Genomic DNA, 20,561 nt, shown 5'->3' on the forward strand with positions numbered 1-20,561 from the left:
GGTGGGCCGACCTGGTGGCCGCGCGCCTCGCGATCGACAGCGGACCCGAGTTCGGGTACGCGAATCTCGCGATCCGCGGCAAGCTTCTCGATCAGATCATCGACGACCAACTCGAACCGACCCTGGCGATGGCGCCGGGGCTGGTCAGCATCGCGGGCGGCGGCAACGACTCGCTGCGCCCCCGCGTCGACCCGCACGCGCTGGTCGCGAAGCTCGACGCGGTGGTGAGCCGCCTGCGGTCCACCGGCGCCGACGTCATCCTGTTCCGGTTCGCCGACATCACCGCGCACCTGCCCGGCCAGCGCATCGTCGGGCCGCGCGCCGCGGTGCTCAACGACGGTGCCGCCGCGATCGGCGAGAAGTACGGCGCCTATGTGATCGACCTGTTCGGCGACGACAAGTTCCGGCACCCGCACATGTGGTCGCCGGATCGTTTGCACCTCTCCCCGGCCGGTCATCGCCGGGTCGCCGCCCATGTGCTGACCGCGCTGGGCGTCGGCGTCGAGGAGGAATGGCTGCTGGTGCCGCCGATGCCCGAGCCGACCCCGTGGCTGATGGCCCGCGGCGCCGATCTGCGCTGGGCGCGACAGCACTTCGTGCCGTGGGTGGGCCGCCATCTGCTGGGCCACTCCAGCGGTGACCTGGTCACGGCCAAGCGCCCCGCATTGGGCCCGATCGAATAACGTGGGAAACATGTCCGTTCCGAACGATCCAGCGTCGCAACTGAAGGCGTACGCGCACCCCGACAAGCTGGTCACCACCGAGTGGCTGGCCGCCAACCTCGACACACCCGGCCTGGTGGTGGTCGAGTCGGACGAGGACGTGCTGCTCTACGACACCGGGCACATCCCGGGTGCCGTCAAGGTCGACTGGCATCTCGAGCTGAACGACCAGCTCACCCGCGACTACCTCGACCCGGCCGCGTTCGCGGCACTGTGTGAGGCCAAGGGCATCGGCCGGGACGACACGATCATCTTTTACGGCGACAATTTCAACTGGTGGGCGGCGTACGCCCTCTGGGTCTTCAGTCTTTTCGGTCACCGCGACGTCCGTCTCCTGGATGGCGGCCGGCAGAAGTGGGCGGCCGAAGGCCGCGAGCTGATCAGGGACAAGACCTCCCGGGAGAAGGCCGTCTATCCGGTGCCGGTGCGCAACGACGCCGAGATCCGGGCCTTCCGCGACCAGGTCATGGGCCACATCGCCGGCGGCCGCCCGCTGGTCGACGTGCGCTCCCCGCAGGAGTACACCGGCGAGCTGACCCACATGGAGGCCTACCCGCAGGAGGGCGCGCTGCGCGGCGGGCACATCCCGGGCGCGGTGAGCAAGCCGTGGAAGTCGGCGGCGAACGAGGACGGCACGTTCAAGCCGGCCGACGAGCTCACCAAGATCTACCGCGACGAGTTGGGCCTCGAGTCGGCCGACGACATCATCGCCTACTGCCGCATCGGCGAGCGGTCGAGTCACACCTGGTTCGTGCTGCACCACCTGCTGGGCTACCCCCAGGTCCGGAACTACGACGGTTCCTGGACCGAGTGGGGCAATCTGGTCAAGGCGCCGATCGCCCGTGGCCCGGAAGCCGGCGGCCTGAACTGAAGGTTGGGAACGGGCGAGATTTCTGTCGGGGGGACCCGGTAACTTCTCGCCCGTGAGCAACACCTTCCAGGTCGACCTACGGGGAATCGTCGACCTGCTGAGTCACCACCTCTACGCGAGCCCCCGCGTCTACGTCCGCGAGCTCCTGCAGAACGCGGTGGACGCGATCACCGCCACGGCTTCGCAAGACGGCCGCGTCGAGATCACCACGGGTGCCGACGCGCTGCGCATCACCGACAACGGCATCGGCCTCACCGAGGCGCAGGTGCACGAGCTGCTGGCCACGATCGGCCGCAGCTCGAAACGCGACGAGCTGGGCTTCGCGCGGCACGAGTTCCTCGGCCAGTTCGGCATCGGCCTGCTCTCCTGCTTCCTGGTGGCCGACGAGATCCGGGTGCACACCGGGCGGGCCGGCGCCCCGGCGGTGCTCTGGACGGGTTACTCCGACGGGCGTTACGACGTGCGCCCGGGCGAGGACCGCGAGCCGGGGACCACGGTCACCCTGCTGCCGCGCCGAGGCGTGGAGCACCTCCTGAGCGGTACGACGGTGCGCGAGCTCGCCGAGCTCTACGGTTCGCTGCTGCCGGTGACGGTGGAGGTCGACGGCGCCCGGGTGACCACCGGCGAGCTGCCCTGGAAAGCCGGCCGGGAGGCCTACTGCCAGCGCGTCTTCGGCTTCACCCCGTTCGACGTCATCGAGCTGAACGTGCCCGGGGCCGGCCTCACCGGTGCGGCGTTCGTGCTGCCCACGGCGGTCAACCCGGCCGCACGCGGCGGTCACCGGGTCTACCTCAAGCGGATGCTGCTGGCCGAGAACATCGAGGGCCTGCTGCCCGAGTGGGCGTTCTTCGCCCGCTGCGTGGTCGACAGCACCGAGCTGCGCCCGACCGCGAGCCGCGAGGCGCTCTACGAGGACGGCCTGCTCACCGACGTCCGCGACGCGATCGCCGACCAGCTGCGCGGCTGGCTGGTGCGGCTCGCCGCCACCGACCCGCGCCGGCTCGCCCGCTTCCTCGGCGTGCACCACCTCGGCGTGAAGGCGCTGGCCCTGCACGACGACGAGATGCTGCGCCTGGTCGAGCAGTGGTGGCCGATGGAGACCAACATGGGCCGGGTCACTCTCGCCGAGTTCCGCGAGCGGCACGGCGTGATCCGCTACGCGGCCACCACCGACGAGTTCCACCAGCTGTCCGCGGTGGCCGCGGCGCAGGACGTCGGCCTGATCAACGGCGGTTACGTCTACGACGCCGACATCATCGAGCGACTGGCCACAGTAGACCGGGCGGTGCGCGCCGAGCGGCTCGAGCCGACCGACCTGACCACCCGGTTCAGCGGCCTGGACGCGGAGGCCGAGCTGCGGATCCGCCCGTTCCTGGCGATCGCGCAGCGCCGGCTCGACAAGCTCGGCTGCGAGGTGGTGATCCGGGCGTTCGACCCGGCGACTCTGCCCGCGCTCTACCTGGTGAGCCGGGCCGCCGCGTTCCACGACGAGTTCACCACCAGCCGCGACAAGGCCGACGACCTGTGGGGCGGCGTGCTCGACGCGCTCGCCCAGGCCGCCCCGCCGGAGCGGCCGCAGCTGGTGCTCAACCACCGCAACCCGCTGGTCCGCCGGGTGCTCGGCCTCGCCGACCCGGAGCTGGCCGGGCTGGCGGTCGAGTCGCTCTACGGCCAGGCGCTGATGCTCGGCCACCACCCGATCCGGCCGGCCGACGCCGCCCTGCTGACCACGTCTTTCATCGGCCTGCTCGACCGGGCCGTTCCGGAGGAGCGATGAGAACCGCCGACGAGCTGTGGGACCTTCTCCAGCAGGCCGTCCGGATGCCGTACGGCGCGGCCCGGATCGCGCTGATCGAGCAGATCCTGCGCCAGGTCGACGAGGCCGGTGACGCCGATCTGGCGTTCACCACCCGCCTGATGGCCACGACCTCCTACGTCCACGGTGGCGAGAAGGTCAAGTCGTTCGTCACCTTCTCCTGGTGTGTCAGCGACTTCGACCGCAACCCGGCCCCGCACCACCAGCGCCACATGCACACGCTGCTGTGGCAGTTCAAATACATGGTCAACGGCCTCCGGCAGTTCCCGGAGATCCCGCTCGCCCGCACGTTCGCCCTGCTCGACGACATGGAGCGCCGCTACCGCGAGGGCGGCCACAGCATGCAGGTCGTGCACAAGCACCGATACATAGCGGCCAACCACCTGGGCCACGCCGACGAGGCCGACGAGTGGTACGCGCGGTGGCAGGCGGCGCCGCGCGACAGCCTCTCCGACTGCATCGGCTGCGACCCGGACGACGTGGCCGCCTACCTCAACTCCCGCGGCCGCTACGCCGAGGTCATCGAGCTGGCCGAGCCGGTGCTGGCCGGCGAGCTGACCTGCACCGAGCAGCCGCAGGGCATTCTCCGCCAGCTGACCGAGGCCTACCTGCACACCGGCGAGCTGGAGAAGGCGGCCGACGCGCACCGCCGGTCGTACCGCCTGGAGCGGGACAACATCGCCAACCTGTGGGACGTCGGGCTGCACATCGCCTTCTGCGGGCGCACCGGCAACGAGCACCGCGGGCTGGAGATGCTCCAGCGGCACATCGACTGGCTGGCCAAGGCACCGTCGCCGGCCGCCGAGATGCACTTCGCGGCCGACAGCGCGATGCTGTTGCGCCGGCTCACCGAGCTCGGCCACGGCGACCTCACGGTGCGTCGCCAGGGCCACGAGGAGACGCCGGTCGCCGCGCTCGCCACCGAGCTGGCCGACCGGGCCACCGCCATCGCCGCGCGGTTCGACACCCGCAACGGCAACGACTACCAGAGCCGGCTGATCGCCGAGACGATCGCCGCCGAGCCGTACGGGGTCGAGGTGCCGCTCTCGCCGACGGCCGGCCGGCCCGGCCCACGATCGTCCCGCAGCCCGAGCCGGCCCCCGAGATCCCGGCCACCGCCGGGCCGGGCGAGCTGCTCGACCTGGCCGACGAGCAGTTCCACCAGCAGCGGGAGGAAGCCGTGGCGGCCACCCTCGACGTGCTCGTGGAGCGCTTCGGGGAGCCGGCCGACCCGCTGCTCGCGGCCCGGTTCGCGGCGCTGACCGCGAGCCGGGTGCAGACCGAGGGTGACGACATCGGGGCCCGGAAGTGGGACGAGGCGGCCGCCCTGTTCGAGGCCGCGGGCGCCCCGGGCGAGGCGAGCGTGCAGCGGGCGAAGGCCGCGCTGGACCGCACGCACGACGGCAACGTCGACGCCGAGCCGATCCGGGCGGACGTGGACTACCAGGAGAAGAACGGCGGATCGCCCGAGCGGGCCAACGCCTGGTCCCGCCTGTCGATCCTGCACGCGGTGCAGGAGGAGTTCGCCGAGGCGGTCGAGGCCGCCAATCGCGCCGGCGACTACGCCGCCCAGACCGGTGACCCCCGGCTCATCGCCCGGCACGCCGCGCTGCGCGCCCGCATCCTGGCGAACGCCGACGATCACGAAGGTGCGCTGGCGGCGGCCCGGCTGGCCTGGAATTTCTACCGCGCGCACGGCCCGCAGGCCCAGCTGGCGCACGTCGCCACCCTGTTCGGCCACCTCGCCGAGGACCCGGCCGAGCAGGCCGAGGCGTTCGGTGCGGCGATCGCCACCGGCGTGGCCGAGGAACAACTGCCGGCGCGGATGGGCCGCGGCCACGCGTTCAAGCGCCTGGACCGAGCCGGCGAGGCCGTTGCCGACCTGGTCGAGGCGGTCGCACTCTGCGCCGAGCAGGGCCTGGACCACGGTGGTGCGTTCGCGCGGTTCGAGCTGGCCCAGGCGTACGCGATGGCCGGCCGCCCGGTCGAGGCCGCCGAGGTGGCCGAGGAGGCGCTGCTCACCTTCGACGAGCACGGCGACGTGGAGACCGCGAGCAACGTCCGGTTCCTGTTGGCGAAGCAATATCGCGAGATCGGCGACACGGCCGGCGCGGTGACCCGATACCGCGAGCTGATCGAGTTGCTCGCCGACAACCGGGCCGGCCGCGGCCAGATCGGCGAGGAGGCCGGCGGCCTGCTCTTCGATCTCGACCGGGACGCCGAGGCGGCCGAGGCCTTCCGGGCCGCCGGCGAGGACCTGCATGAGGCCGGCGATCTGGTCGGCGAGTTGCGCACGCTGCGCCGCCGGGTCTCCGCGTTGCACTTCGCCGACGATCCGGAGGCCGCGACCGAGACGTTCCGGCTGGCCGCCGAGCGGTTCGCGGAGCTGCCCGAGGAGCTGGCCGCCGAGCCGAACGCGATCTGGCAGAACGGCATGACCGCGTTCGAGCAGTCCCGCGTCCTGATGTCCCGGGGCCGCTACCCCGAAGCCGTCCCGATCCTGCTCGGTGTGCCGCCGCGGCTGCGCGCGATCGGTGCCGTCGACGACGCCGACCACCTCGACGGCATGTACGCCGAAGCCCTGCTCCGCTCGGGCGATCCGGCCGCGGCCGAGGCGCACCTTCGCGACCTGCTGGCCGACATGGCGCCCGACGCGTCGGGTCGAGAACTGGCCGAGAAGATCTACCAGGAGGCCCGGGACGCCAAATCCTGAACGGCCGTTAAGGCAACCGCTTGACAGCGGGTTAAAGTTGCCTCGTGACGACGGTTGATCAGCAACAGCGGTCGGGGCCGCCCGCTCCCCGGCGGCGGTCGCGCCGCGACGAGATCCTCGAGATCGCGGTGGGGCTTTTCGCCGCGCGTGGATATCACGGTGTGTCGATGGATGACATCGGCTCGGCCGCCGGTGTCACCGGGCCGGCGCTCTACCACCACTTCGCCGGCAAGGAGGCGATGCTGGTGGCCGCGCTGATCCCGGTCAGCGAGGGCCTGCTGCACGGGGGCAAGGCCCGGGTCAGCCAGCACCATGACGACGCGAGTGCCGCGCTCGGCGACCTGATCGACTTCCATGTGGAGTTCGCCCTGGCCAACCCGGCCGTCATCGCTCTGCACCTGCACGAGCTGGACCGCCTGCCCGACGAACCACGCCGCCAGATCCGCCGCCTGCAGCGCCTCTACGTCGAGGAGTGGGTCGGCGTGCTGGCCACGCTGCGCCCGGAGCTGGAGGCGGCCGAGGCCCGGGTGCTCGCCCACGCGGCGTTCGGCCTGATGAACTCGACGCCGTTCCTCGGTGGCGAGGTGGACCGTCGGCGCCGGGCGGCGCTGCTGCGCGATGCCACCATCCACGCCCTGACCGGTAAGTAAGTAAGCAAAACTGAACAAACACGCGGGAAGCCGGCCACAAGCCAGGCACCGCTGACCCAGTGCGGCCCGGGGCCACCGTCCAGGGCCGGCGAAGACGACAGAGGAGTCTCCATGATCGAGTCGTTGCTAGTCGCGAACCGGGGCGAGATCGCCCGCCGGATCATCCGCACCGCCAACCGGCTGGGGATACGCACCGTCGCGGTCCACTCCGAGGCGGACGCCGACCTGCCGTTCGTCCGGGAAGCCGACGAGGCAGTCTGTGTCGGCCCGGCCAACCCGGCCCAGAGTTACCGGAACACCGAGGCCATCCTGGCCGCCGCGAAGTCGACCGGCGCCCAGGCGATCCACCCCGGCTACGGCTTCCTCAGCGAGAACGCCGACTTCGCCCGCACGGTCGAGGCAAACGGACTGATCTGGGTCGGCCCACCGGCCGAGGCGATCACCGCGATGGGCGACAAGATCAACGCACGGAACCTGATGGCCGAGGCCGGGGTCCCGGTCGCGCCGGGCACGCACGACCCGGCCGCCACTGTCGAGGCCGCCATCGCGGCGGCCACCACGATCGGCTATCCGGTGATGGTCAAGGCCGCGGCGGGTGGCGGTGGCATGGGCATGGCGGTCGCCGCGGATGAGGACGCCCTCATCAAGGAGTACGACAAGGTGCGCGCCTTCGCCGAGCGGATGTTCGGCGACGCCGCCGTGCTGATCGAGCGCTACTTTCCCCGGGTGCGCCACGTCGAGGTGCAGATCCTCGGCCTGGCCGACGGCCGGGTGATCGCCCTGAGCGAGCGGGAGTGCTCGGTGCAGCGCCGCAACCAGAAGCTGGTCGAGGAGGCCCCGTCCCCGGCGGTCGGCCCCGAGCTGCGGGAACGCCTGCTGGCGGCCGCGGTCCAGGCCGGCGAGGCGGTCGGCTATCGCAACGCCGGCACGGTCGAGTGCCTGCTCGACCCGGCGACCGGTGAGTTCTTCTTCCTCGAGATGAACACCCGGCTGCAGGTCGAGCACCCGATCACCGAGCTGATCCACGGCATCGACCTGGTCGAGGAGCAACTGCGCATCGCGTCCGGCGAGCCGACGACGTTCGAGCCGGGAAAAACCACCGGGCACGCGATCGAGTTGCGGATCAACGCGGAGGACCCGAAGCGCTTCCTCCCGGGTCCCGGCAAGGTCACCACCTGGGTCGAGCCGACCGGCGACGGAGTCCGGGTCGACTCCGGCTACACCGAGGGCAACACGGTCACCCCGTTCTACGACTCGCTGATGGCCAAGCTGATCGTCTTCGGCACGGACCGCGACGACGCGATCGCCAAAGCCCGTACCGCGGTGGCCGGTTTCCAGATCGCCGGCCCCAAGAACAACCTGCCGTTCTTCGCCGAGCTGCTGGAAAATGACGAGTTCCGGTCCGGCGATTACGACACGGGCATCGTCGCCCGGATGAGGTGAGCGCCATGACGGTGAGCATTCGCGAGGTCGCACCACGGGACGGGCTCCAGAACGAGGAGCCGATCCCCACCGAGTCGAAGGTCCGGCTGATCGACGCCCTGAGTGAGACCGGTGTCCGCCGCATCGAGGCCGTCTCGTTCGTGCATCCCAAGGCGATCCCGCAGATGGCGGACGCCGACGAGGTGTGGCGCCGGACGACCAAGAATCCGGACATCCGGTATTCGGCGCTCATCCCCAACTCCAAGGGGGCCCAGCGCGCGATCGCCGCCGGCTTCCGGGAGATAGAGGTGGTCGTGTCGGCGAGCGACACGCACAACCGGCGCAACCTCAACCGGTCCACAGAGGAGTCGGTGGCGGACATCGCCGCGCTGATTCCCCTGGTCCACGACGCGGGCGCGACCCTCGAGGTGATCGTGGCGACCAGTTTCGGCTGCCCGTTCGAGGGCGACGTCGATCCGGACCGGGTGGCCGGCATCGTGGCTCGCGTCCGCGCCGACGGCGCGGACCGCATCGCCTTCGGCGACACGACCGGCATGGCGACTCCCCGCCGGGTGCGTGATCTTCTTTCGGCCGTACGCCCCGACCTGCTGCACTTCCACAACACCAGAGGTACGGGGTTGGCGAACATCCTCACCGCTCTCGACCTGGGGGTGACCGAGTTCGACGCGAGCGTCGGCGGGATCGGCGGCTGCCCGTACGCTCCGGGCGCCTCCGGCAATGTCGCGACCGAAGAGGTCGTCCACATGCTGCACGACATGGGCATGGACACCGGAATTGACCTGGATCGCCTGATCGAGACGGCCGAGATGGCCGAGAAACTGCTAGGTCGCACACTTCCATCAGGAGTCCTGCGCGCCGGACCGCGTACGAGATTGGTGTGATTTCCTTCGCAGTCCGCTGCGATCATTTTTCCGATTTGCTCGCGTGACCCTCGCACGGCCGCTTCGTTACCAATATCGAGTGGCCGATGTCGCCGGAATACCGGCGGATGCGCCACCGGCCGAAAGGCCGACGACGAGGGGCGGAACCGATGACGGGACTGGGAGTCGAGCGCGCACCGCGCGCGGCGTACCCGTCGCCGTCCGTGTCGCCCACCGCAGCGTCCATGCCCTTGCCGCCTCACATCCAGGGGGCGGAGCGGCAGCGGAGCCGGTGGGGTCTGCGCCTGCTCGTGGTCGGCGGACTGGCCGGTGCGGCTTGGCTGCTCACCGGCACTGCCGCGCAAGCCGCGGACCGGGCCGACGAGCCATCCGGCTCGTTGCTCGGCGCGGTTCTGGGCGGCGACGTGACCGCGCCGGTCACCGATCTCCTCTCAGCGGCCGCCCAGCCGCTGGAGACGGTTCCGGCCCACCAGCACCACGCCGTGGCCGACATTCTCGAGGTTCCGCAACGGGTGCTCACGCGCCCGGCGGAAACCGTGGACGAGATCGCCCTCGGCGATACCGGGACCGATGTGGACACCGCAGTCAGTGGTGTCGGCACGGTTCTGCGAGGGGTGGCCGGCCCACTCCGCCTCACCGGCGGATCGGCACCCCACCAGCACATCAGCACCGCGGTGACCGACTTGATCGGCATCCAGGACGACGCGCGTCCGGCCACGGAGCGGCCACTGGCACCGGCGGTTGAGCCGATGCAGGTGGAAGCCTCGCCGGCACCGGTCGCGCAACCGAACCGCGTACGTCTCAGCAAGGCCTTGCGTGCCCCGGCCGCCGCCCTCCGGTCCGGTATCGCCGCCCGGCACGTCAAGGCAACCTCCGCACCGGTCGTTCACCGGCACCGCCACGCCGCCGCTCACGCGGCGGTAGCGGGACCGGAGACGGTGCGCGGGGGCACTCCCGACGGACCGGCTGCGCCACTGCAGCTGCACCTCGGGGACGTCAGCGGCACCCCGACCAGCGGGTCGGGGACACCTACGGAAGGCGGCTCCGCAGCCTTCCTGCCGGCTGCGATCGCGAACAGCACGGTGGCCTGCCACCGGCTGCCGATCGCGTCCGATGTCGAGGTCCGGCGGTACGACGCCGAGGCACCGACCGTCTCACCTGACTGAGTGATGGCGTCCGGCGGTCCACCCGACCGCCGGTAACCGGCCGGCACCGGCTTCGGTGTCCGCGTTCCGGCTCGATTCCCGAACCGCTTGCGAACAAGCGGCGAATCAATGACGCCTGAAATCACGCAACCGCACCGAAGCGCTGATGGCGCATGTCGACAAAGCGGAGTCAGGGCAGAAACGAAAGAAGCCAGGGCACCGCTGCGCCCGAAATGCAGTTCCGGAACGTCTCAACTAAATATGTCACACCATTTGCCGAAACATTTCTGAAAGGCATTCTTCCCCCATGAAGACTTGGGTTCGCAAGACTCTGAGCGTCGGTGTCCTGGCTGCTGGCGCCCTGCTGTTCGCCCCGGGCGGTGCCGCCCACGCCGATTCCCGTCAGGTGACCGGCGCCAACAACGGCATCCTCAACGGCACCCAGATCGCGGTGCCGGTCCGGGTCCCGGTCAACATCGTCGGCAACTCGCTCGGGATCCTCGGTGTGGCCGACTCCCGCGCCGCCGGGATCAACCAGACCGAGAGCACCCACGGCGGTCAGGCGACCGGCGTCAACAACGGCATCCTCAACGGCACCCAGGCCTACCTCCCGGTCAGCGTGCCGGTGAACATCGCGGGCAACTCGGCCGCGGTGCTCGGCGCCGCTCACTCGAGCGCCGTCGCGGTCAACGGTCACCGGACCGAGAGCACGAGCACCACCGAGCACTCGTGGCCGGGCAACGGTGGCCAGTTCACCGGGGCCAACAACGGCTTCCTGAACGGCACCCAGATCTACGCCCCGATCGATGTTCCGATCAACGTCTGCGGCAACTCGCTCGCCATCCTCGGCGGCGCGTACTCCCAGGCTCTCTGCGCGAACAACGTCTCCGTTCGCAAGGGCAGCTTCAAGAAGGAGAGCACCCGGACCACCGAGGGTGGCTGGCAGTTCACCGGTGCCAACAACGGCATCGCGAACGGCACCCAGCTGCTGGCCCCGATCAGCCTGCCGGTGAACCTCTCCGGCAACGCGGTCGGCGTCCTCGGTGCGGCCAACTCCCGCGCGGTCTCGGTCAACGAGTCGGCGCAGGGCGGCCCGGGTGGGTTCGGCCAGGTCACCGGCGCCAACAACGGGATCCTGAACGGCTCGCAGGTCGCCGTGCCGATCAGCGTGCCGATCAACGTGTGCGGTAACTCGCTCGGCATCCTGGGCGCGGCCAACGCGACCGCGGCCTGCGTCAACGGTGGCGGCTTCGGTGGCGGCTTCGGCGGCGGCAACCTCGGTGGCGGCTTCGGCGGCGACTTCGGTGACGACGACTGGGGCTGGGACGGCGACCACGGCCACGGCCACGGCCACGGGCACGGGCACGGCCACGGCCAGGACCCGGACGACAACGCGGGCGTCAACGGCGAGGACCCGGACGACGACAGCTACCTGGGTGACAGCGGCGAGAAGCCGGCGCACAACGGCTACGGCCAGACCCAGGGCGAGGAGCCGGCGTCGAACGACGGCTACGGCCAGGGCGACGAGCCGGCCGCGCAGGACGACAACACCGACGACACCTACGCGGGCAACCAGAACGCCGCCACCGGTTCGGGCAGCGACAGCAAGGGTGGCCGCGGCAAGGCCAAGTCCGAGGGTTCCCCGGTTGCCGGTCTGACCGAGACCGTCAGCGGCGTCTCCGACACCTCCGGACTGGCCGGCCTGGGCCTGCTCAACACGCTGCGCTGAACCACGGCGACAGCGGTGAATACCGGGTAGCGCCGTCCCGGGCGCGACCTGGCGGCGTCGAGAGACGTCGAGCAACACCCGGTGCCCCTCCACGGCACCGGTCGTAGTGAACGAACGGGAGTCTCCGCAACCGGCGGAGGCTCCCGTTCGTCGTTGCCGTTCGCTCTCCGGATGCGCTAGCCTAACGATCGTTCAGGTTCTAACGATCGTTCAGGAGCCTGCCAGTTCCCGGGAGGGCCGAGTTGACCATCGACGAGGATTCGCTCGCGCAGGTCCGCAAGCGCGTGCTGTCCGGCGGCGCGGAGCGATACCACGCGGCCAACGCGGCCAAGGGCAAGTTGTTCGCCCGCGAGCGCATCGCCCTGCTGGTCGACGACGACTCCTTCGTCGAGGACGGTCTCTATGCCAACAGTCTCGCCGAGGGACTGCCCGCCGACGGCGTGATCACCGGAACCGCCCGCATCGACGGCCGCGACGTCTGCCTGATGGCCAACGACTCCACGGTCAAGGCCGGTTCCTGGGGAGCCCGCACGGTCGAAAAGATCATCCGGATCATCGAGCGCGCCTACGAATACGGCGTACCGATGGTCTACCTGGTCGACTCGGCCGGCGCGCGCATCACCGACCAGGTCGACCTGTTCCCCGGCCGCCGCGGCGCCGGCAAGATCTTCCACACCCAGGTCCGGGCCTCCGGCTCGATCCCCCAGGTGTGCGCGTTGTTCGGCCCGTCCGCGGCCGGTGGCGCCTACATCCCGGCGTTCTGCGACGTCGTGATCATGGTCGAGGGCAACGCGAGTATGTATCTGGGTTCCGACCGCATGGTCGAGATGGTCACCGGCGAGAAGACGACGCTCGAGGCGATGGGCGGCGCCCGGGTGCACTGCGCCGAGTCCGGCGTCGGCCACTTCCTCTGCAAGACCGAGCCCGAGGCCCTCGACACGGTCCGCCGCTACCTTTCCTATCTGCCGGCCAACTGGCAGCAGAAACCGCCTGCGGCGCAGGCTTCGGACAGCCCGGCGTCGGTCGATCTGGGCGCGTTGGTTCCGGCCAGCGAGCGCCAGGCTTTCGACATGCGACGGTACGTCAAGGGCCTGGTCGACGAGGGTTCGTTCTTCGAGATCCACGCGTTGTGGGCCCGTGAGCTGACGGTCGGCTTCGCCCGGCTGAACGGCGAGGTCGTCGGGGTGCTCGGCAACAACTCGATGTTCAAGGGTGGCGTGCTCTTCGTCGACTCGGCCGACAAGGCGACCCGTTTCATCCAGCTGTGCGACGCGTTCAACGTGCCGCTGATCTTCCTGTCCGACGTGCCCGGTTTCATGGTCGGCTCGGCCGTGGAGAAACAGGGCATCATCCGGCACGGCGCCAAGATGATCACCGCGGTCTCCGAGGCTACGGTGCCGAAGATCTGCGTGGTGGTCCGCAAGGCGTACGGCGCGGGGCTCTACGCCATGGCCGGCCCCGGCTTCGACCCGGACGCCACGATCGCCCTGCCCACCGCCAAGATCGCGGTGATGGGAGCCGAGGCCGCGGTGAACGCCGTGTACGCCAACAAGATCGCCGCCCTCCCGACCGACGAGGAACGGGCCGCCTTCGTCGCGGCCCGCCGCGCGGAGTACGAGCAGGACATCGACGTCATGCGCCTGGCCAGCGAGCTCGTCGTCGACGCGGTGATCGAGCCCGCTCAACTCCGTACCGAAATAGGCCGGCGCATCGCCGCCGCCCGCACCAAGGACCGCAGCTTTTCCCGGCGCCGGCACGGCGTCACGCCCGTCTGACAGGAGAGGGACATGGTCGACTTCCGGCTCGACGAGGAGCAGGAGGCGCTGCGCGCCAGCGTGCGTGACTTCGCTCGGGAGCAGGTCGCGCCGGTGATCGGCGAGCATTACGAACACAAGACTTTTCCGTACGATCTGGTCCGCCAGATGGGCAAGATGGGTCTGTTCGGCCTGCCGTTCCCGGAGACCTTCGGCGGCATGGGCGGTGACTACTTCACGCTCTGCATCGCCCTCGAGGAGTTGGCCAGAGTGGACAGCTCGCTCGCCGTCACGCTCGAGGCCGGGGTGTCGCTGGGCATCATGCCGATCTACCGGTACGGCACGCCCGAGCAGAAGAAGCAGTGGCTGCCCCAGCTGACCAGCGGCGAAGGGCTGGCGGCGTTCGGTCTCACCGAGCCCGGCTCGGGTTCCGACGCCGCTGCGATCACCACGCGCGCGGTGCTCGACGAGTCGACCGGCGAGTGGGTGATCAACGGCGCCAAGGCCTTCATCACCAACTCCGGCACCGACATCACCCGGCTGGTCACGGTGATGGCCGCGACCGGCGTCAACCCGGACGGCTCCAAGGAGCTCTCCACGATCATCGTCCCGGCCGGCACCCCCGGCTTCTCGGTCGCGCCCGGTTACTCCAAGGTCGGCTGGTGCGCGTCGGACACCCACGAGCTGTCCTTCGACGACGTACGGGTGCCGGCCACCAACCTGCTCGGCGCGCGCGGCCGCGGCTTCGCCCAGTTCCTGCGCATCCTCGACGAGGGGCGGATCGCGATCGCGGCGCTCGCCGTCGGCCTGGCCCAGGGTTGCGTCGACGAGTCGGTGAAGTACGCGAAGGAGCGCGTCGCGTTCGGCCGCCCGATCGGCAACTACCAGGCGATCCAGTTCATGATCGCGGACATGGAGTTGCGGGCGCACACCGCGCGGCTCGGCTACTACGACGCCGCGGCCCGGATGCTCGCTGGTGAGGACTTCAAACGGTACGCGGCGGTCGCGAAACTCCACGCCAGCAACGCCGCCATGGAGAACAGCCGCTACGCGACCCAGGTGCACGGCGGCTACGGCTTCATGAACGAGTCGCCGGTGGGCCGCTTCTACCGCGACGCCAAGATTCTCGAGGTCGGCGAGGGCACCTCCGAGGTGCAGCGCATGCTGATCGCCCGTGGCCTGGGCTTGTAACCCGGCACAATAGACAATTCCGGCGTCAGGTTCGGTCCGCTTTCCGACAGGGTTGGATGTCTGCTCGCCGGTATGAGCAGACGTGCATAGGTTCGGACCATGGCGGCAGATGGGGGTGCGGGCCAGGGTGGCTCCGGCTTCGACATCGTGCTGCGCAGACACCGCCTCCAGGCCAAGCTGACCCAGGAGGAATTGGCCGCTCGCGCGGCCATCGGCGTCCGGACGGTCCGTGACCTCGAGCGCGGTCGCGCCTCCCGGCCGCAGCGCACCACCGTCGAGTTGCTCGCCGCCGCCCTCGGCCTGTCCGGTGCCGACCGGGAGACCTTCCTCGCCGCCGCCCGCGGCCAGCCCGCCGAGGAACCGTTGCCGCCCACCCCGTTCCAGCAGATGCCACCCTCGGCCGAGCTGATCGGCCGCGACTCCGACGTCGCCGAGCTGGTCGCCCGGCTCACCGACCCCGACGGTCCGCGCGGCGTCACCCTGGTGGGCATCGCCGGAGTCGGCAAGACCAGCCTCGGCCTCACCGTGTCGCACCGTGTCGCCGCGGCCTACCCGGGCGGCGTGGCCGGCATCGTGATCACCGAGGGCTCGTCGGCCGGCGAGATGCTCAGCGTCATCGCCGCCGTGTTCGGCGTGGGCCGCGCCGATGACCTGCTCGGCCACTTCGCCGACCGGGCCGCCCTGGTCTTCGTCGACGCGGTGGAGCGCGCGCCCGAGGCCGGCGCCGAGGCGCTCAGCCGGCTGCTCGATCGCATCCCCTCGATGCGGTTCCTGGCCACCGGCCGGCACCCGGTCGGGTTGCCGGTCGAACGGGTCTGGCCGCTCACCCCGCTGGTCACGCCGCCGCCCGAGACGTCGAACACGATCGCGGCGATCTCGGCGTACCCGGCGGTGAGTCTTTTTCTCGAACGTCTCGGCCGGGTGCGCCACACCCAGCTCGAGCCCGACGAGATCGCGCCGCTCGCCATCCTGGTCCGCCGCCTCGGCGGCATTCCGCTGGCCATCGAGCTGGCCGCGGCCCGCGGCCGGGTGCTCACCATCCCGGAAATTCTTGATCGGTACGGCGATCGCGTGCTCGACCTGGACCGGCCGTCCAGTTCGCCCGACGGCGTGGTCTCGCTGCGCGAAGCCGTAGCGGCCAGTTACCGGCTGCTCAACCCGGGTGAGCAGCACGCGCTGCGCCGGCTGGCGGTGTTCCAGCACCGTTGGTCGCTGGTGCTCGCCGAGCAGATGACCCACGGCACCCAGACCGACGGCGCCGACGTCGTGCACCTGCTCGACCGCCTCCTCGAGCTCGGGCTGCTCAGCGTGCGCGGGCGCCGCACCTTCCGGTTCCGGCTGCTCGACGTGGTGCGTGACTATGCCGCCGAGCGGGCCGTCGCGGCCGGTGAGCTGACCGATGCCCGACGGCGGCACGCCCGGGTCTTCGCCGAACTGACCCAGCAGATCGCCCCCGACCTGATCGGCACCGGCCTGGCCGACGCCGCCTCCCGCCTCGACGACGTGGCCGGTGACCTCGGCGTCGCGATCGCCTTCGCGGCCGGGGAAGATCCGCACACCGCGCTCCGCATCGCCGGGGCGCTCCCGCGCTGGTGGCGGTTCCGCGGGCGGGACGTCAGCGGACGGCAGTGGCTGCGCCGCCTGCTCGACGATCCGCGCACCGCCGACGCCGACCCGGAGCTGCGGGCCTGGGCCAAGATCGGTCTGGCCCAGCTGGCCCTCGAGCACGGCGCCGGTGCCGAGGAGATCGGGTCGGCGACCGCCGCGGTGGCCGAGTTCGAGCGGCTCGGCTCGCTGACCGGGCAACTCGCCGCACACAACCAGCTCGCCTCGCTGTGGATGACCACCGGTGGCTACGGCGAGGCCCGCCGGCACGGCGAAGCGGCCCTGGCCCTGGCCCGGGACAGCGGCAAGATCCGGGACATGGCCGTCGCCGAGAACAACCTGACCTGGCACGAGATCCGCGAGGGTGACCTGCCGGCCGCGCGTCGCCGGCTCGCCGCGGTGGACGAGCTGGCCAGTCGGTGCGGTGAGGACCGGCTGCGGGCGGTGGCCCTGACCAACCTGGCCGAGGTGGCCCGGCTCGAGGGCCGGCCGGACGAGGCCGAGCGGCTGGGCCGCAGCGCGATGCCGGAGCTGGAGCGGGTCGGCGACCCGAACCACCGGCGGCGGCTGCTCGCCACGATCGGCCTCGCGCTGGCCGAGTCGGGCCAGGTCGACGAGGCGCTCGAGATCCTGGAGCGGTTGCGACCGCCCGACGAGTTGCCGCCGGACGGGCCGGCCGCGGTGGTCGAGGCGGCGGTGGCGCTGCAGCAGGGCGAGCAGAAGCACGCGGCGGAGTGCTTCGCCCGGGCCGCCGAGGCGTACGACGGTGCGCATGATCCGCGAGACGTGGTGGAGGCGCTGGTCGGGCTCATCGTGAGCACTCCGAACCAGGACGAACGAGCCGCGGCGGTGCGGCGGCTGGCCGAACTGTGCCGGTCGGGCGGCATCACGCTGCTCCCGCGGGATCGGGCCCGGCTCGGGCCGGCGATTGCGGCCCAGGTGGTGGAGGCGTGACCCCTGGTGTGGCGCGGACGGCCGGCGATCGTGCCCCCCACGCGCCGACCGTCGCAACGCCCCACCAGTAACGCGGCGAAAACGAAGGCTCCCCCGTCAGCCCCGTACGTCGCCTCGGTCGCGCCGCATCCCCCTTGCGCTGATCACAGTAGCCGCGAGGTCGCGGGAAGCTCGGGAGAAATGTCCGTTTGAGCCCTCGCGTGGCCCAGTTCTGCCGGTATTTCTGCCGGTTCGCCGTCCCATCGCTGCGCTATCGGCGTAGGAAGAGCAGGAGGCCCGATCAGGCGGCCTCGACGGCAGCCTGGTCGGCGCTGCCGGCGGTGGCACACGGATTGACGGCGTCCCGGATGGTGCGCAGCGATTCGAGCATGCCGGCCAACTGCTCCGGGGAAAGCTGTCCGATGAACCATTGCTGCACCAGAGCCAGATGACCGGGCAGAACCTGGTCGAGCCGGGCGCGACCGGCCTCGGTGATCACCGCGTAGGAACTGCGGCGGTCGCTCGGGCAGGCCTCACGGCAGACCAGGCCGTCACGGTCCATCCGGTCCACCACGCGGGTCACGCCGCTGGTGGACAGCGACGTCTGGCCGGCGAGATCGGTCATCCGCAGGCGATTGCCGGGCGAGCGGGCCAGCCGCATGAGCACCTCGAACTCGACGGCGGAGAGCCGGTGCTCCTCGAACTGTGCGGCGAAACGGCTGGTCAAGCCCGTGTATGCCTCGGCGAACAGGCCGACGGCGGTGAAGCGGGGGTCATCCAGGTCGGTACTCACAGGCCCAGCCTACCTCGTTCACTTGACAAGCGGAATATTGCTGCCGCTATAGTTGCTGTGTCACGCAAACATCCCGCAGTGCTTCGAAAGAGGGAAATCAAGTCATGAGCGACGTCGTGAGCACCCGCCCGTTCGAGGGTCTTCAGATCCCGGTTGCCGGCACCTACGAGCTGGACGCCGCGCACAAGCGGGTCGGTTTCGTAGTGCGACACCTCATGGTCAGCAAGGTTCGCGGGCAGTTCGCCGAGGCCAGCGCGACGATCACCGTCGCCGAGGACCCGCTGCAGTCCGCCGTCACCGCCTCGATCACGACCCTGAGCATCGAGACCGGCCAGCCCGACCGTGACAACCACCTGCGCAGCGGTGACTTCTTCGAGGCGGAGAAGTACCCGACCATCGAGTTCCGCAGCACGGGCGTCAAGTCGCACGCCGGTGCCGAGTTCATCCTCGACGGCGAGCTCACCATCAAGGGCGTGACCAAGCCGGTCGAGCTGGTCGTCGAGTTCGAGGGCGCCACCACCAGCCCGTACGGTAAGAGTGTCTTCGGTTTCAGCGCGACCACCGAGATCGACCGCGAGGACTGGGGCCTGACCTACAACATGGCCCTCGAGTCCGGCGGCGTCATGATCGGCAAGAAGGTAAAGATCGAGATCGAGGGCGAAGCCATTCGCCAGGACTGACGTTCCGACGGTCCACACCGGAGCCGCCGCCCGATTGCCGGGCGGCGGCTCTTTTTGGTGTCTGGCGGAGGCGGCCCGGGGGTGGCAAGGTGGACCGAGCGCACATGTTCGCTCACATAGTGGTGATCGAAGTCCGTTTTCGTCCCTGGCGATGCCGGGAGGGGTGAGTGGGCAAGGATCTGGCAACGATCGCCTTCGCGCCCGAAGACCGGATCAACTTCCGGCACAAGGTGCGCAGCTGCATGGACGCGCTCGCGCAGATGCTCGACGACGACGCGTTCGACGACCGGGACGGGATGACCGGGCTCGAGATCGAGCTCAACCTGGTCGACGACGACGGTCGCCCGGCGATGCGGAATGCCGAGGTGCTCGGCTGCATCGCCGACCCGGCCTTCCAGACCGAATTGGGGCAGTTCAACCTCGAACTCAACGAGCCGCCCCGGCCGATCGCCGACTTGGGAAGCTATCAGCTGGACATTCTGGACAGACTTCGCCGGGCGGCCGAACGCGCCGCGAAGGCCGACACCGGGCTCGTGCTGATCGGGATGCTGCCTACCCTGACCCCCGGCCACCTGGTGCTGGAAAATCTGTCGGCCAACTCGCGCTATCGGCTGCTCAACGACGAGATGGCCGGGGCCCGGGGCGAGCAGTTCCACCTCGACATCCACGGCGAGGAACGGCTGCGCAGCGCCAGCGACTCGATCGTGCCCGAGGCGGCCTGTACCAGCGTGCAGTTCCACCTGCAGGTCGCGCCCGGCCGGTTCGCGAGCTACTGGAACGCGTCGCAGGCCATCGCCGGCCCACAGGTGGCGATCGGGGCCAACTCGCCCTGGTTCCACGGGCGCCGGCTGTGGGCCGAGACCCGGATCGCCGTGTTCGACCAGGCCACCGACGTGCGACCGGACGAACTCAAGGCCCAGGGCGTACGCCCGCGGGTCTGGTTCGGCGAGCGCTGGATCACCTCGGTGTTCGACCTCTTCGAGGAGAACGTCAGGTTCTTCCCGCCACTGTTGCCGATCATCGAGGAGGAGGACCCGCTCAAGGTCCTCACCGCCGGCGGCACTCCCCACCTCGGTGAACTGCGGCTGCACAACGGCACGGTCTACCGGTGGAACCGGCCGGTCTACGACGTGATGGACAGGCGCCCGCACCTGCGGGTGGAAAACCGGGTGCTGCCGTCCGGCCCGACGGTCGCCGACCTGCTGGCCAACGCCGCCTTCTACTTCGGCCTCAGCCGTCAACTGGCCGACGAGGAACGCCCGATCTGGTCGCAACTGCCGTTCGCCACCGCCGAGGACAACTTCTACCGCGGCGCCCGCGACGGCATCTCGGCGGTGATGCACTGGCCGCGGATCGGCGAGATCGCGGTGACCGACCTCGTCCGCTCGGTGCTGCTGCCGAAGGCCGACCAGGGCCTCGAGCGGTTCGGCGTCGATCGGGCCGACCGGGACCACCTGCTCGGCATCATCGACGACCGCTGCCGCACCGGCCAGAACGGCGCGAGCTGGCAGACGGCCGCCGTCCGTGACGCCGAGCGCCGGGGCCTGACCAGGGAAGCAGCGCTCTACGACATGCTCCGGCGCTACCGAACCCACCAGGAGACCAACGAGCCGGTGCACACCTGGCCGCTCTGAT

The 20,561-nt window shown here is 70.4% G+C and carries 16 protein-coding genes; 15 read left to right on the forward strand and 1 reads right to left on the reverse strand.

Annotated features, from left to right (window positions below; all coding sequences use genetic code 11):
• From Ato02nite_RS11485 to Ato02nite_RS11545, 13 genes are all read left to right on the forward strand, one after another.
• Window positions 1–683, forward strand: a 683-nt coding sequence (locus Ato02nite_RS11485) for an SGNH/GDSL hydrolase family protein (RefSeq protein WP_213006445.1), incomplete at its 5' end; no start/stop codon positions are given.
• 10 nt (window positions 684–693) lie between these two features.
• A complete protein-coding gene (locus Ato02nite_RS11490) occupies window positions 694–1,593 on the forward strand; it encodes a sulfurtransferase (protein WP_213006446.1) in 900 nt (299 codons plus the stop codon).
• A gap of 52 nt (window positions 1,594–1,645) precedes the next feature.
• On the forward strand, window positions 1,646–3,370 hold the full coding sequence (locus Ato02nite_RS11495) for an HSP90 family protein (RefSeq protein ID WP_213006447.1): 1,725 nt from the start codon (window positions 1,646–1,648) through the stop codon (window positions 3,368–3,370).
• Window positions 3,367–4,671, forward strand: a complete 1,305-nt coding sequence (locus Ato02nite_RS11500) for a hypothetical protein (RefSeq protein ID WP_213006448.1) — start codon at window positions 3,367–3,369, stop codon at window positions 4,669–4,671. The genes Ato02nite_RS11495 and Ato02nite_RS11500 overlap by 4 nt, the downstream gene beginning before the upstream one ends.
• The gene (locus Ato02nite_RS11505) at window positions 4,590–6,122 is read left to right on the forward strand and encodes a hypothetical protein (RefSeq protein WP_213006449.1); all 1,533 of its coding nucleotides are present in this window, start codon (window positions 4,590–4,592) and stop codon (window positions 6,120–6,122) included. Before Ato02nite_RS11500 ends, Ato02nite_RS11505 begins: the two co-directional genes overlap by 82 nt.
• 44 nt (window positions 6,123–6,166) lie before the next feature.
• Window positions 6,167–6,772, forward strand: coding sequence for a TetR/AcrR family transcriptional regulator (locus tag Ato02nite_RS11510; protein WP_213006450.1), 606 nt, complete (start codon window positions 6,167–6,169; stop codon window positions 6,770–6,772).
• Between the two features lie 111 nt (window positions 6,773–6,883).
• Window positions 6,884–8,215 (forward strand): acetyl-CoA carboxylase biotin carboxylase subunit, encoded by a 1,332-nt coding sequence (locus tag Ato02nite_RS11515; RefSeq protein ID WP_213006451.1) that lies wholly within the window; start codon window positions 6,884–6,886, stop codon window positions 8,213–8,215.
• 5 nt (window positions 8,216–8,220) lie between these two features.
• Entirely contained in the window at window positions 8,221–9,096 is an 876-nt protein-coding gene (locus Ato02nite_RS11520) for a hydroxymethylglutaryl-CoA lyase (protein ID WP_213006452.1), read from the forward strand.
• A gap of 224 nt (window positions 9,097–9,320) precedes the next feature.
• Window positions 9,321–10,262, forward strand: a complete 942-nt coding sequence (locus Ato02nite_RS11525) for a hypothetical protein (RefSeq protein ID WP_213006453.1) — start codon at window positions 9,321–9,323, stop codon at window positions 10,260–10,262.
• Window positions 10,263–10,548: 286 nt separating this feature from the next.
• Window positions 10,549–11,970, forward strand: a complete 1,422-nt coding sequence (locus Ato02nite_RS11530) for a chaplin (protein ID WP_213006454.1) — start codon at window positions 10,549–10,551, stop codon at window positions 11,968–11,970.
• Between the two features lie 248 nt (window positions 11,971–12,218).
• The gene (locus Ato02nite_RS11535; RefSeq protein WP_438873035.1) at window positions 12,219–13,745 is read left to right on the forward strand and encodes an acyl-CoA carboxylase subunit beta; all 1,527 of its coding nucleotides are present in this window, start codon (window positions 12,219–12,221) and stop codon (window positions 13,743–13,745) included.
• A gap of 12 nt (window positions 13,746–13,757) precedes the next feature.
• Window positions 13,758–14,915 carry an acyl-CoA dehydrogenase family protein gene (locus Ato02nite_RS11540; RefSeq protein ID WP_213006456.1) on the forward strand — a complete coding sequence of 386 codons (1,158 nt, stop codon included), beginning with the start codon at window positions 13,758–13,760 and terminating at the stop codon, window positions 14,913–14,915.
• Between the two features lie 99 nt (window positions 14,916–15,014).
• On the forward strand, window positions 15,015–17,474 hold the full coding sequence (locus Ato02nite_RS11545) for an ATP-binding protein (RefSeq protein ID WP_213006457.1): 2,460 nt from the start codon (window positions 15,015–15,017) through the stop codon (window positions 17,472–17,474).
• Window positions 17,475–17,754: 280 nt separating this feature from the next.
• Here the strand turns inward: Ato02nite_RS11545 and Ato02nite_RS11550 are convergent, their stop codons facing one another.
• Complete coding sequence (locus tag Ato02nite_RS11550) at window positions 17,755–18,246, reverse strand: MarR family winged helix-turn-helix transcriptional regulator (RefSeq protein WP_213006458.1); 492 nt, start codon at window positions 18,244–18,246, stop codon at window positions 17,755–17,757.
• Window positions 18,247–18,350: 104 nt separating this feature from the next.
• On the opposite strand from Ato02nite_RS11550, the gene Ato02nite_RS11555 reads away from it, so the two are divergent.
• Both Ato02nite_RS11555 and Ato02nite_RS11560 read left to right on the forward strand, forming a co-directional pair.
• The gene (locus Ato02nite_RS11555; RefSeq protein WP_213006459.1) at window positions 18,351–18,926 is read left to right on the forward strand and encodes a YceI family protein; all 576 of its coding nucleotides are present in this window, start codon (window positions 18,351–18,353) and stop codon (window positions 18,924–18,926) included.
• Between the two features lie 167 nt (window positions 18,927–19,093).
• Window positions 19,094–20,560 carry a glutamate-cysteine ligase family protein gene (locus Ato02nite_RS11560; protein ID WP_213006460.1) on the forward strand — a complete coding sequence of 489 codons (1,467 nt, stop codon included), beginning with the start codon at window positions 19,094–19,096 and terminating at the stop codon, window positions 20,558–20,560.
• Window position 20,561: the final 1 nt, after the last annotated feature.

It is taken from the genome of Paractinoplanes toevensis (genome assembly GCF_018332695.1).
Lineage (GTDB): Bacteria > Actinomycetota > Actinomycetes > Mycobacteriales > Micromonosporaceae > Actinoplanes > Actinoplanes toevensis.